This window comes from uncultured Nostoc sp. (genome assembly GCF_937863485.1).
In the GTDB taxonomy this organism is placed as follows: Bacteria; Cyanobacteriota; Cyanobacteriia; order Cyanobacteriales; family Nostocaceae; genus Nostoc.
Map to the genome: position 1 here is coordinate 38,352 of NZ_CALMFY010000174.1, position 13,219 is coordinate 51,570.

Consider the following 13,219-nt stretch of genomic DNA (forward strand, 5'->3'; position numbering starts at 1 on the left):
ATTCATGGTTAATTTAGAATCGTTAATAGTAGCAAAAAATGTCCATATTAACTACAGCGAAGGTAAGAATAAATTTCTGGCTGTGGAAAATGTTAGCTTTGCTGTCAAACCAGGAGAAAAGTTTGTAATTATTGGGCCATCGGGTTGTGGAAAGAGTACGCTGTTAAAGGCGATCGCTGGTTTTGAGTCTATCAGTAGCGGAGAATTACTGATGGCAGGTAAACGCATCTCTGTTCCCGGCCCAGATAGGATCGTTGTCTTTCAGGATTTTGAACAACTCCTACCTTGGCAGACTGTGGTGCAAAATGTTGTTTATGCCCTTGAGACTACAGGTAAAGCTGCTGGTAAAGCCGCCATTGCTGAAGCTGTAAGATATCTCGACTTAGTGGGAGTCTCAGCAGCTGTCAATAAGTATCCCCATCAGTTATCAGGAGGGATGAAACAACGGGTAGCGATCGCCCGCGCTTTGGCTGTCAAACCTCAAGTTATCCTGATGGATGAGCCTTTTGCTACTTTGGATGCGCTGACGCGGACTCAACTGCAATACGAACTCAATACTATTTGGCAAAATACAGGGTTGACAATCATTTTAATCACCCATTCCATACAAGAAGCTGTTTACCTGGGACATCGAGTTTTAGTGATGACAGCAGTACCTGGAACTGTCAAAGAAATTGTTGATACCGCAGAGATTAATGACATCAACACTAAAAAGTTTGTCGAAGTTGCTGCCTATTTAGAAAGTTTACTCGTCAATGATTCCCGTCGTGAGGCTTTTCGAGTATGAAATTTGTGACTCGAACAACAGCAAATTCCAATAAATTTGAGAAGTTATATTCTTCACTCAAAGCCAGTAGTACTTTCAGGCGCGGAGCAATTTTTTGCGGTCTATTGATTTTTTGGCAATTATATGTCTGGATTACTCAGGTTCCCGCCTTACTCATTCCTGGGCCAATAGCAGTCCTAGAAGTACTGTGGCGCGACTTACTGAGTCAAAAACTGCTGCAAGCAACACTCAGTACTTTGTCTGTGTTATCTATTGGTATGGTCTTGGGTGTGATTGTAGGTACGGCTTTAGCAGCTTTTGCCAAAGTTTCTCGTTTTGGTCAAGATTTGCTAATTGTGATGAGTTCGATGCTGAATCCCTTACCTGCGATCGCTATTTTACCCCTAGTGATCATTTGGTTTGGGTTCACTTCTGTTTCTCTGATCGTAGTTACTGCCCATGCTACAACTTGGCCTATTGCCTTGAATACAGAAATGGGACTGAGTACCATCAACCCAACGGTTCTGATGGTGGGGAAAAACCTCGGTCTAGATGGTTTCAGACTAATTCGAGAAATTATGCTCCCTGCTGCATTGCCTCACATCTTAACAGGCTTGAGAACTGCTTGGGCTTTTGGTTGGCGCACTGTGATTGCATCTGAGTTAGTCTTCGGTTCAGGGGGTGCTACTAGCGGTTTGGGATGGCAGATTAATAACAGTCGCTACTTCCTGCAAACCGATCGCGTATTTGCCGGATTAGTGGTGATTGCAATTTTGGGTTTAGCTGTCGATTATATTTTTCGATTAATTGAAATTAAAACAGTGCAAAAATGGGGTATGAAACGTAGTTAAACTTGGGTTTTGATGAAGTATCAAAGGCAATTGTTGTTGAAAGGTCGAGTTGAGAGAATTAGGCGACGCCGATAGCGAAGCGTTAGCGAGTCTTCGAGCGTCATAGCCTGTCGTAGACATCGCTTCCAGACAAAATCCAATCAAAGCGGATTTAGCCTTTACTTGACTGTGGAAGTAAGCCCAACTCTGCGTAAATTGGATGCACTATCTTTCTGATTTGGGGCAGTTGTCTACTAAAGAAATATGCTCCTAAAATGCAACAAATTCCGCCAAATAATAAAGCATTGGTAACACCCAGATGACCTGCCAATGCCCCAAAAAATAAATTACCAAAAGGCAAGATTCCTAAAAAACCAGTTGTAAATAGACTAGTTACTCTACCCCTTTTATTTTCATCAAGAAGAATTGATTGCATAAAATTATTTATTGAAGCCAGAGTTAGAGTATTATTCATACCTATAATAAACATGAATATTAGACAAATCTCTAAATTGGTTGACCGAGAAAAAACTATTAAACCTAAACCTAGAATTGCAGCAGAGCTTGCTATAATTTTTCCCAATCCTATGACATTTTTTCTAGAGATCAGATAAATACCTGAAACTATAGAACCAAGCGCCGAAGCTGTCATCAAAAAGCCCATAGTTTCAGCGTTACCCTTCAAAACTTCTTGAGCAAAAATTGGCACTAAATTGACATAAGTCATTCCCATAAAACAGATAATAATTTGTAATATCAATAAATATTTAATTGGCAAAAATTCGTATGCATAAACAAACCCTTCTTTGAGGTTTTCCCAAATTTGCGATTTTTGAATCAAGGAATTATTTATAATTGGGTTTACTTTGACAGTTAAGATTGCAGATAGAAAAGGTAGATAACTAATACTATCTACTAAAAAACAAGAAGCTGTACCAGATCTAGCAATTAGGAAACCCCCAATCATCGGACTAACAAACTTCGCTGTATTAATCAAGAATGAATGGCAAGCAATCGCACTATAAGTATCTGATTTCTTATCTAAAAGTCTGGGAATAATTACCTGACGTGCTGGTAAATCAAAAGCTTTTACCGTTCCCTGAAGCGTACCGATGATAATAATCCATGCAACATTGATGTTCCCACTAAGAGTTAGAAATGTTAGTGTAGAAGATAGTAAAATAGATACTAGCTGAGTAGTTAATAGGACATATCGTAAGTTCCAGCGATCTAGTAATACTCCTATCAAAGGAGTAATAATCAAGCCCATAGCTTGATTTGTAAATCCAGCCACACCAACTAATACAGCCGAATTAGTTATTTGATAAACTAGCCATACCAAAGCAATTTGAGTCATCCAAGACCCAAAAAAAGATAAGCTTTCTCCGATAACGAAACAAGAAAAATTTACGGATTTCAACGCAGATGGAAGTTCAAAAGAAACAAAGTTTAGCTTGCTTTTTTGGAAGTTTTCTCTATTACTTGGTATCATGAATGTTTACCTGTTTAAAAATTGTTGCAGCCCTGTTTTTTCAAAATAGACTTTACTTGAAAATATGAACTAGTGGTTTGTAATGAGTGATTTATTACTAAATTTCACGGACTATAGCTGAATGGCGCTAAGTTAAGATACAGCCCTTGCCCTGACTGGTTAAGAGCCTTGAGGCTCTTAACCAGTCAGGGAGGCAGCAGCCCACAGGAATACATTCCCAGTCTTAAGACTCTTAACGAGGTGACACAAGCCTTTGGGCTTTTCCTTTAACCCATTACGCTTGGAGAAGATAATTTGCACGGACGAGGATATTAGTAGAGACATTGCATTGCAACGTCTCTACTATTTTTTTGATGGAGTTTTAGCAGACTTACATATTACCAGCCCTGAAAGAGTATTAGCAAAGCTTAATGTTTGTAACACAGAAAGTTTGTATGCTTAGTATTACAACAAAAAAATAGCGACAGTATGACTAGAATATGTATTATACCATGTCTGGTCGAATACCCACAATTCTTACAAATCAACCCCCAACCCCTACCGCCAAGCAGCAAAGGTTTGGGGTGGTTGATTTTAAATTAAGCACAGGTGAGATCATAGCCAAGCTCGGTCGTATTGAACAGGCCAGAGTTTATCGTGTCCCAGTTGTTTGGCTGCCAGATGTGGCCAGTAAGGATTGCGGAGTAGTTCACGTCCTAACAGCACTATATCAGCTACTTCTGTGCGAATAATCTCGTCAGCTTGCTCAGGGGATGTAATTAAGCCCACGGCTCCTGCATGGATATTGGCTTCGCGGCGGATGCGTTCGGCAAACTCAGTCTGATAACCAGGTTTAATTGGTATATTGATGCCCGGTATAATACCGCCCGATGAAGTATCGATGAGATCAACTCCTAGAGACTTGAGTTTGTCACTTAAAGCGATACTTTGCTCAATGTCCCAACCCTTATCTACCCAATCAGTGGCAGAAATACGTACCCACAGTGGATATGTCTCAGGCCAAACCTCTCGGACTGCTTGAACAACTTCTCTGAGCAGACGAGTCCGGTTTTCAAAGCTGCCACCATAATCATCTTGCCGTTGGTTAGAAAGAGGTGAGAGAAACTGGTGCAGTAGATAACCGTGGGCAGCATGGATTTCAACTACCTTGAAACCAGCTTCCAGAGAACGTTTGGTAGCTTCGACAAAGGCTTCAATAACTTGTTGAATTCCCTGAAGACTTAGGGCTTCTGGAACTGGGCTATCTTTGCTAAAGGCGATCGCACTACTCGAAACCAAGGGACGCCAACCTTCCTGAGATTCATCTAGCGCTTTTCCTCCCTTACTGGGTTTAGCAGTGCTGGCTTTTCTACCTGCATGAGCAAGTTGAATACCTGCAACAGCTCCGAAGTTATGAATCAATGCCACAGTTTTGGCTAAAGTTTCAATATGTGCATCTGACCAGATTCCCAAATCTTGGGGGCTAATGCGTCCGCGAGGTTCTACAGCTGCTGCTTCTGTTATCACTATACCTGCACCGCCAACTGCGCGAGAAGCTAGATGAATAACGTGCCAATCATTAGCATATCCATTTGTACTGGAATATTGACACATCGGTGAAACAGCGATGCGGTTGCGAAAGGTAACTTCACGAATCTTGAATGGTTCAAACAGGTGTGCCATTAATATTGATTCCTTCTCTTGTTAGGTGAAAGAAATTGGGGACGAATTTGCAGCATGAACTCGAATTTGCATTAAACAGCTGGAGATTTTCTGTTACGTACACTGAAATGAGCGATAAACGCCACAGCCAACAAAAAGAATCCCAAGCCACAAACGCCGTTCCATTGCCACAATCCCCAGGTATAAGTACCAAGAAAAGAGCCGAGTGCGCCGCCAGTGTAGTTAGTTACCATGTACACCGTATTCAAACGGCTCTCAGCATTTGGAACTAAGTTGTAGACGCGGATTTGGTTTGAAACGTAACCAGTGTGCATTCCCAAGTCAAGAAAAAGCATCCCTAATATAAGACCCATCAAATGAGTTCCACCAGCTATCCAAAGGATGACAAAAGCTGATAGAGATAGAGCAACAGCTATTCCAACTAAAATTCTGGGGCCTCGCTTATCTGCTACCCGTCCAACAATGGGGGTGGTAAAAACGCCAATTAAGCCAACTAAGCCAAATAGACCTGCAACTCGACTGTCGTAATTATACGCGGGAGATTCCAGCAGAAAAACTAGAGTCACCCACGTAGCATTAAAGGCTGCAAATACTAGTGCAACGTTCAGCGCCGCTTCACGTAATACAGGCTGCTCACGAACGAGTTGTACAAGACTCTGCATTAGTTGCTGATACGACAGTGGAGACGAAGGCTTACTCTGAGGTATCCGCCCTTGGATGACCAAAGCTAAGACAAGCATCACACCTGCTGAGATGCCATATACGGCTCGCCAACCGAGATATTCCCCAATTATCCCACTGACTGAACGGGCAAGGAGGACGCTGAGGATCATACCACTGAGTAGCGTTCCGATCGCTTTACCTCGCTCTGAGGGGTGTGTCAGATGGGCGACGAGTGGAATAATTAGATGTGCCACTATGCTACAGAAACCAACTACGAAACTCGACACAGATAACCAAACGAGATTGGGAACTGTAGCCTCCACCACCAAGGCACAGGCCAGCAAACTTAGCATAGTGACAATTAACCAGCGGCGTTCCATCATGTCGCCCAAAGGAACTAACAACAATAGCCCCACTGCATAACCAGTTTGGGTGAGAGTGGGAATAAATCCTACCTGCTGGACAGAGATATTCAAGCTACGTCCCATATTAGCCAGTAGCGGCTGATTGTAGTAGACATTGGCCACTGCTAAACCACAAGCGATCGCTAAAGCTAAAACGGTACTTCGCTGCGTCAGCGAATTGCTATCAGTGGTAACAGCGTGCTCTTTAGAACTCATTAATATGCACCAAAATATTGAATAGTAGCTTAAATACTTGTTGAATTACTAGAGTCCTGATCAGGACTTGGATGAATCGGCTGATCATCAGGCTTTTGGCTCTGCAATTCCCAGATATCGTCTTTTCCTAGTTCTTGATCCACTAATAACTGTAGATGATCTGGTAATTTAGTTGTTTGCCAAATTGACCAAATTTCTCCACAGCATAATTCATTTTCAATTTTTCCGAAATACATGGCTTTATTCTCCAACTAATGTGACAACTTAAGTTTAGTAACTCGTAATTTAGGAAAGATGAAGTATAAGATTTTCATCTTTGATTCTTTCACCATCTTTAAAATACAGGTACTATTCGCCCCTGATACTGCTTGTTAATAAAATCTCTAACTTGTGGATCGTGAAGAAGTTTGTCTAGCTTCTGAATTTTTGGTTTATTTTCTCGACCCTGTAATGTAACTAATGCCAAAGCATACTTTGTATCTTTAGCTGTCTCCTGTCCCATCGATTGCGGTGTTATTCCTGCTAGAGCAACAATTTGAGCCGAGGAACCAATGAAGTCTACATTATTAATAGCTCGAACTACTTGGACTCCTTCTACTTCCTTGATTCGCAAGTTTTTGGGATTCTGGGCTATGTCTCTTAGAGTTACAAATTCTTTGGTATTTTCCTTAAGTTTTATTAAGCCATTACTTGCCAGTAACCTCAGTCCTCGGTCATTATTAATCACATCATTGGCAATTGTGACAGTGGCATTCTGGGGAACCTCATTCACAGATTTAAGGCTTTTTGAGAAAAGACCGAGTGTGCTTAAGGAAACTAGATTTAATAGGACTAAATTGATTTTGAGTTCCTTGACAGCATTATTCATGAAAGGTCGATGTTGAAAAAAATTGGCATCGATTACTTTGTCTCTTAAAGCTGTATTCGGTTGTATCCAGTCATTAAAAGTCACAACTTTTACTTCTAATCCTTCCTGAGGTGCTAGTTTTGTATTTACAAACTTCAAAATATCTTCAGATATGATTCCCGTCACCCCGACTTGAATGACTTACCTGCTATTGGACAATCTGATTGCATACTACGGTAAATTTATAAATTTAATGTAGTAAAAACGATAAGATTTGCATAGATGAAGATAAAAAACAAGGGTAAAGGCATACAGTTCCAAGCCTCTACAGCCGATTTATGTGGCAGAACGGGTTGCCGTAAAGCCTGGGAAAACTGGCTATCGGGATAATCTGCTGGACTAGCGATCGCAGCACCTGTTTTAAGAAAAGTAGTGTCAATTGCAGTCATAGTTTGGTCTAATTTTTGATTTAAATTTGGTAATTGACTATTTGCATCAACAAATGATTACAAATTACGTAGCTTGCTTCTCGCCGGAGGCGAGTATTACGAATTACGGATTGCTAATGCACTTCCACTTCAAACTCTGATTCGTGTAAATATTTCAAGGCTTGAGTCACCTTTGCTCGCTCTAGTTCGATGTGAAACTGACCAACACGGCGATCGCCTACGGTTTCGACGCTACCGCTGAGGATATTAATATCAACATCAAAACATCGGCTGACTTGCTTGTTCTCCGGCAAAGGCGATCGTTGCTAGCATTCCCGGCTGGCCATTGCCGCTTTCCGTTGTTCTGGGTCAGGTGGGACATACCAAACACCAGTACCAGAAGGTGCTGTTGCTCCACTCGTACCGCAGTAGCCTTTGTCTATAAGTACCACTCTTACCCCTTGAGCAGCTGCATTCCAAGCCGCCCAAGTTGCTGACGGACCACCGCCTATGACTAGAACATCAGTCTCTAAATTTAGTTGCGAAATAGAACTATTGCTTGACTCAGATTGATATGCACTCACGATTACATCTCCTAACTTATTGAATTGGGCACTTGTACTGAGCATCTCGACAACTCTTAGAGACGCTACGCGTAGCAAGATCCCCGTAGGGGTACGCTCGATAGAGCTGGCGTCGTAAAGCCTGCGGCATAGCTACGCCCTAAGCGGCAGCCTCTGGTAGAGTTGTATTGGGCATTTCTTCCCTGCCCCCTGCTCCCTCCCCTATCCCTTTGCAGCCACAAGTTCTAACGATTGCACTCGTGGCATTATCTCCTCGGAAAAACGCCTCATCTCAGTCGCAAACGGCTGAAATTGCAGCATAAAGGTGCCGATTCCCACCCTGGAAAAGTCGGCAATGCGACCAGCCACGGTGTCATAGCTACCAACTAAGCCAGCAGCTGTGCCACCGTTACTTCCCACGCCAGGGTACTTGGCCAAATTCTTGAACATCACCACTTCGGAATCGACTCCTTTGAGCAGCTCTGAGCGATCGTCTTGTGCTATTACCATTGCCTTCAAGTTGTGATATTCTTCTTGGGCTTCTTCGTCTGTGGGTCGAGCAATCACAAATGCGGACATCGCAAAGCCCAGAGGCTTGGAATGAGAACGCGGCTGTTTAGCAACCTGAGCAATGGTTTCTCGGATCACTTCTATAGGACGACCATTGAGAAAAAATACATCTGCCTCTTTTGCCGCTAATGCCTGCGCTGGTTCTGATTCACCTCCCACATACACACGCGGATGAGGATTGGCCACGGGACGAGGATTGAAGCTTAGGTCACTGATGTGAAAATAATCTTCTTGAAAGTTAACTCTTTCTCCACTCCACAGGGCCTTTACCACTCTTATCCACTCGTCGGAATAGCGGTAACGCTGATCGTGGGGAAGAAAAGATATGCCTGATTTCTCCATTTCTGGTTTAAACCAGGCACTTACCAAGTTGATCGCAAAACGCCCACCACTAATTGCATCAATGCCTAATGCCATCTTCGCTAAGATTGCTGGATGAAAAAGTAAAGGCTTTACAGCGGCAATAATTTCGATTGAATTTGTTGCTTCGGCAAGGGCTGCTGCTGCCGTCCAAGTTTCCAGCTGATCTAATTGTTGATTTCTGGGATTAATAATGTGTTCTGCGATCAAAGTTGTAGTAAACCCGCACCGTTCAGCCAACTGAAGGAGATCCTTAGCTCGTGAGTAACTGGCATCACGAGGTTCAAGAGGGTGGTTCATTACGCCGCAGTTGCCGTAAACAGGAATCCAGATCCCGTAGCGTGGCTTAGACATAGCTTTCAAGAACCCTTGTAATAGACGCTAAAAGTTTACTTGGCACTAAATTTTGAGTTTATTGGCTAACCCAGATAATTTGCTGCTTAATCTACGGCAATCCGATTAATTTACCGTAGTATATAGTTATGAGATTTACATAGATTGTGCTAAAAAACAAGAGTTTATTAAAATTTATTGATATTACTCAGACAGAGAGTTGGGTCTGTGGCGAAAACTTTCTCAAAAATAATAAAGGACAAGTATAATTCTTGTCCTCAATGGTTAAAATAACAGATTCTGCGTCGAATGCGTTAGATGAACTTAATTCTCTGTAGTCATGGGTGCGTAAAATTGCAAGCGACCGATGCCGAGAAATTGACCAGCGGTTTGCTTACCAGAGGGAAAAGCCTTCACACCAAATAAATAGACGCCATCATAAAAAGGATTGCGGTAAGTTTGCAGACCAATAGTAACCGTCTTTCCTGGTGGTATAGGGGTGTCAAAAGTTACTATGAAAGTCTGTTGTTTGTTGTCAGCTTTCACAGCTTTGAGTGCCAACTTTGAACCTTGGCTATTACGTGTGCCTTCAAAAGCAAAAGTATCTTTCTGATTGAATTCAATATCTTCAGTCCCCTCAATCTGATTAAAAGTAACCTGCTGCAACGGTTCCCCAGCTGTCACTGGCACTTCCAGAGTGAAATAGTATGTCGTATTCGGAACACTTGTATCGCTGTATGGAGTGCTGGCACTAACTAAACGTGGTGGTTGGGCAAAGGCGATCGTGCCATTGCTTAAGGTAACTGCATTGGCTACCGAATGAGGTAGTAAATATAGTCCAGTGCTAACAACAAATAGAGTACTAAAAAAATTAGTAACGTATTTCATAATTTATATTTTTACCTCAATGACTTTTATCTAAGACTCAATAATTTGAGTCTTGCTTCAAATACCCATATTTAAACCTGAGCAAATGAATGACTACAGCCTCTCAAATCAGCAACTTTAATCAAGTTCGCTGACTATTTATTAGGCTATTTTGCTGTAATTCTAGCACGCAATTTTTAATTGTCTATAAATAAAAGACAGATAGTTAAATTTAAATATAACTAGTAATTTTGCCATAATTTTTATTAGTAAATTCCCTCGGAAGCCGATGATTTTACTGGGCTATGACTAAACGTAAACACACTCATCTCGATACATTTACCGTAGTTTTAATAAATGCATATATCTAGAAATTGATATATTTACCGTAGTTTAAATAATAAATTTCCATAAAAGTAAATTTATCAATTGAATTACATATCAATAAGGTTATTTAAGTAATAATTTTTAAATTATACTAAAATACTAAAATACACTGATTTATAATGATTTAATTCCTTTAAAAGACACAAATTTAGCAGATTTAGATTAGTGATTTTCCCTAAAAATACAATAAGTAATCAAGCGAACATGATATTAGAAGGGCGGTTATAAACCGCAGCTACATAGACAAAACCCACCTTCCCTACGGGACGCTGCGCGAACGTGGGTTTCAAAGCCTGTATTTTTCATGCTTTCCGTCTCAGCAGACTACCCACAAGGAACGCTTTACCTACGTTTGTGTAGCCGCGAATTCTATGAGACTGCTGGTCAATTGACAAGGGGTTTAACCCCCCACCCCTAAAACTTTAGTTTTGCGTTGGCTTTCCCGCCCTGCAATAAATTCAACGCACTAAAATTCCAGAAATTTCAGATGGATTGAAGCTAATGGGTTAGACCCCGTATCAATTCGCCAACAGTCTCATTCTATTCACTCTAGACAATTAGGAAGTAGGGAATGGGAAGTAAAGGCAGGGTAAGATCAAACTATCCCTGATAAATGCTGCATCTTTAGCTTCCGCCTCTATTAGGCAAAATCCCTATTAGGAATAGAAACGCCGTAATCGCCTTCGTAAATTCCACGGAGAAAAATTGCAATTAACCAAACTCCCTCTTTGCCTAAAACAGAAGGAGTTATTCTGGAAAATTTAAAGTTAAATTATAAAAACGCACTTCGTACCACATCAAAGTGACTTTTTGCTTTTGTAGTAAAACAATCATGTCAATTGTCGTAGTAACTTATGAGTGATGACATTATGGGACGGAATGACAACAGCCATTCTAAAAATTTCATATTGCCTCGGTCACTGATATTCATCCAAAATAGTTCACTGGGGGTTCGTTATACCAATTCTGTATGAAGATGCGCCAAACTATATGAGGAACGAACTGCATACTCCTACGGAGAAGCAAGCTACGCGCAGCCTCTTGTAGAGTTGAACGCATAGACACATACTCCTACGGAGAAGCAAGCTACGCGGAGCGTCTTGTAGAGTTGTGGCTGACCGCAGGGTAGGACACAAAGAAACAAATGCGATCGCTTCAACTTACTCGCGTACAGTGGCTTTTCTTCTGCATCAGACATAATCTTCAAGACTCAGTTAATCATCTCATCAGTTTCACATTTGATTGATTTTGTCAAGTCCTTTTCAAAAATCAACTCCAGGCGATCGCCCCCAATTCAAATATTTGATTTTATATGCTAATACACCAAATTTTCGCCTTTAAGTTCTTCTTTCGCTAAAGCCAATGCTTGATGAGCATTTTTAAACTTTGTTTCATCTGTAAATTTATTACCAAAACACTTTAAATAAGCTTCTAGATACCTAATACGTAAGCGTGGATCAGCCGGACTTTCAAGAAAGGGGAGGTCAGCTTCAACCATAAACCGGATAGCCAACAAAGGGATAGGGCTACGAAGTGGACGAAAGTTTGGGTTGTGCAGACCAGGACTTTCATTACGTTTATGAAATTCTCCTATCATCAGTCCTGACTCAACAAACAAAGGTTTAAGTTTTTGTTGGACACTATCTATTAGCTTACAAGCATCTTCTATATGAACATCAGGAAATATAAGTAAAAAAGCTCTATTTATTGCCAATTCCTGCTCTTTAACTTCCATCTCAAGAAAGATATCTCGGTAGCGCACAACAACTTTTTCTAATTGTTCTAGATACAAATCTTTTGTATGAATAACCGCCAAACGAATACTATTTGACTTGAGAGAGTGAGGTACAAAAGGGCAAACTACACCCGGTCTTCCTAAGTTAGGATGAGGTCTTGCTAAAAAACTTTTCACCCACTCCAGAATTTCAAGTAAGTAAGGAAGGTCTTCGTATTGCTGGAGTTGTTTGATTTCAAGAGGTGTATAGAGTTGCATAAGCTTGAGTAAAATTAAATAATAGTTTAATTATGAATTCAAAATTCTTTTTACAATATTAAGTGTCTGAAATCCAATTATTATCTAAGAAAACAAAACAAGCTTTGATATTTTTTGGTTCATCTGTGGCTTGTAGTAGATAAAAATGCTCTAGTATTTTTGTGAGTTTTAAAATAATTATGCTAATAAATACACAAATTTGTTTTCACACTAAGCAACTTGTGTTCATTTATTTTTGGCATTTTAGCTTGATACTACATATGTATTGTCCAGTAGATGCTCCTACTTTTTTTTATACTCTCAAGTTTCTATTATTTTTAGCTAAAATATTATAAAGTTTATGTCTAAATAATTATTTTTAATGTAAAAATTTAGTATTGTTTTAACAGCACCTATAGGCTTAATATCAAGTTAATAGAATTTTAACTAGATAAAATTTATGTCTAAATAGTTATTTTTACTGTAAAAATTTAGTAGTGATTCTACAGCAACTATATGCTTAACATTAAAAAGTATAAAGTTATACAATTAAAATATAAAAAATTAAATCCAATTTTATAAGCTGTATATTACTTAAGTTGACGTAAAAATTTGTCGTTGGGATAAGTTAGAAAGCAGGAGGGAAGAGGGTTTTAGCCTAGTTCATCAATATAGACATAGTTTGGTTTTATTGTGCTAACTGACTTATCTACTAATCGTAGGGGAGGCAGGATGAGCAGCGGCTTCTGCCGTTTTCCGTATCCCTACTCTTAGTTCTAAGCGGAGGAAACCTCTACTCAGACAACTTTGGGCAATAGACTGGCTCTCTTACAAAATTGGATATTTTTTTAATTGGAAG

Annotated in this window: 12 protein-coding genes and 1 pseudogene; 2 read left to right on the plus strand and 11 right to left on the minus strand. The window is 40.3% G+C overall.

Annotation, left to right across the window (positions count from 1 at the left end; genetic code table 11):
• The first annotated feature begins 4 nt into the window (after positions 1–4).
• Both Q0541_RS23315 and Q0541_RS23320 read left to right on the plus strand, forming a co-directional pair.
• The gene (locus Q0541_RS23315; protein WP_298916102.1) at positions 5–787 is read left to right on the plus strand and encodes an ABC transporter ATP-binding protein; all 783 of its coding nucleotides are present in this window, start codon (positions 5–7) and stop codon (positions 785–787) included.
• A 5-nt stretch (positions 788–792) separates the two neighbouring features.
• Positions 793–1,617, plus strand: coding sequence for an ABC transporter permease (locus Q0541_RS23320; protein WP_298916105.1), 825 nt, complete (start codon positions 793–795; stop codon positions 1,615–1,617).
• A gap of 151 nt (positions 1,618–1,768) precedes the next feature.
• On the opposite strand, the gene Q0541_RS23325 is transcribed toward Q0541_RS23320, so the two are convergent.
• The 11 genes and pseudogenes from Q0541_RS23325 to Q0541_RS23375 all read right to left on the minus strand — a co-directional run bounded on the left by Q0541_RS23325 (position 1,769) and on the right by Q0541_RS23375 (position 12,381).
• Positions 1,769–3,088: an MFS transporter gene (locus Q0541_RS23325; protein WP_298916108.1), complete on the minus strand. Its 1,320-nt coding sequence runs from the start codon at positions 3,086–3,088 to the stop codon at positions 1,769–1,771.
• A gap of 594 nt (positions 3,089–3,682) precedes the next feature.
• A complete protein-coding gene (gene namA / locus Q0541_RS23330; protein WP_298916111.1) occupies positions 3,683–4,750 on the minus strand; it encodes an NADPH dehydrogenase NamA in 1,068 nt (355 codons plus the stop codon).
• 71 nt (positions 4,751–4,821) lie between these two features.
• A complete protein-coding gene (locus Q0541_RS23335) occupies positions 4,822–6,033 on the minus strand; it encodes an MFS transporter (protein WP_298916114.1) in 1,212 nt (403 codons plus the stop codon).
• Positions 6,034–6,062: 29 nt separating this feature from the next.
• Entirely contained in the window at positions 6,063–6,269 is a 207-nt protein-coding gene (locus Q0541_RS23340) for a hypothetical protein (RefSeq protein ID WP_298916117.1), read from the minus strand.
• A gap of 98 nt (positions 6,270–6,367) precedes the next feature.
• Positions 6,368–7,066, minus strand: a complete 699-nt coding sequence (locus Q0541_RS23345) for a MetQ/NlpA family ABC transporter substrate-binding protein (protein WP_298916120.1) — start codon at positions 7,064–7,066, stop codon at positions 6,368–6,370.
• A 56-nt stretch (positions 7,067–7,122) separates the two neighbouring features.
• The gene (locus Q0541_RS23350) at positions 7,123–7,329 is read right to left on the minus strand and encodes a hypothetical protein (protein WP_298916123.1); all 207 of its coding nucleotides are present in this window, start codon (positions 7,327–7,329) and stop codon (positions 7,123–7,125) included.
• Positions 7,330–7,442: 113 nt separating this feature from the next.
• A complete protein-coding gene (locus Q0541_RS23355; protein ID WP_298916126.1) occupies positions 7,443–7,622 on the minus strand; it encodes an NIL domain-containing protein in 180 nt (59 codons plus the stop codon).
• 18 nt (positions 7,623–7,640) lie between these two features.
• Positions 7,641–7,856 (minus strand): annotated as a pseudogene (locus Q0541_RS23360) (FAD-dependent oxidoreductase); the annotation flags it as partial.
• Between the two features lie 237 nt (positions 7,857–8,093).
• Positions 8,094–9,155 (minus strand): LLM class flavin-dependent oxidoreductase, encoded by a 1,062-nt coding sequence (locus Q0541_RS23365; protein WP_298916129.1) that lies wholly within the window; start codon positions 9,153–9,155, stop codon positions 8,094–8,096.
• A gap of 303 nt (positions 9,156–9,458) precedes the next feature.
• Positions 9,459–10,022, minus strand: a complete 564-nt coding sequence (locus Q0541_RS23370; RefSeq protein ID WP_298916132.1) for a DUF2808 domain-containing protein — start codon at positions 10,020–10,022, stop codon at positions 9,459–9,461.
• A gap of 1,681 nt (positions 10,023–11,703) precedes the next feature.
• On the minus strand, positions 11,704–12,381 hold the full coding sequence (locus Q0541_RS23375) for a DUF6875 domain-containing protein (RefSeq protein WP_298916135.1): 678 nt from the start codon (positions 12,379–12,381) through the stop codon (positions 11,704–11,706).
• Positions 12,382–13,219: the final 838 nt, after the last annotated feature.

Excerpts from the sequence above, each read along its gene's own strand:
- Q0541_RS23335 (WP_298916114.1), bottom strand. The coding sequence starts at position 6,033 with ATGAGTTCTAAAGAGCACGCTGTTACCACTGATAGCAATTCGCTGACG.
- Q0541_RS23315 (WP_298916102.1), top strand. The coding sequence starts at position 5 with ATGGTTAATTTAGAATCGTTAATAGTAGCAAAAAATGTCCATATTAAC.
- Q0541_RS23325 (WP_298916108.1), bottom strand. The coding sequence starts at position 3,088 with ATGATACCAAGTAATAGAGAAAACTTCCAAAAAAGCAAGCTAAACTTT.
- Q0541_RS23375 (WP_298916135.1), bottom strand. The coding sequence starts at position 12,381 with ATGCAACTCTATACACCTCTTGAAATCAAACAACTCCAGCAATACGAA.
- Q0541_RS23365 (WP_298916129.1), bottom strand. The coding sequence starts at position 9,155 with ATGTCTAAGCCACGCTACGGGATCTGGATTCCTGTTTACGGCAACTGC.
- Q0541_RS23350 (WP_298916123.1), bottom strand. The coding sequence starts at position 7,329 with ATGACTGCAATTGACACTACTTTTCTTAAAACAGGTGCTGCGATCGCT.
- namA (WP_298916111.1), bottom strand. The coding sequence starts at position 4,750 with ATGGCACACCTGTTTGAACCATTCAAGATTCGTGAAGTTACCTTTCGC.
- Q0541_RS23340 (WP_298916117.1), bottom strand. The coding sequence starts at position 6,269 with ATGTATTTCGGAAAAATTGAAAATGAATTATGCTGTGGAGAAATTTGG.
- Q0541_RS23370 (WP_298916132.1), bottom strand. The coding sequence starts at position 10,022 with ATGAAATACGTTACTAATTTTTTTAGTACTCTATTTGTTGTTAGCACT.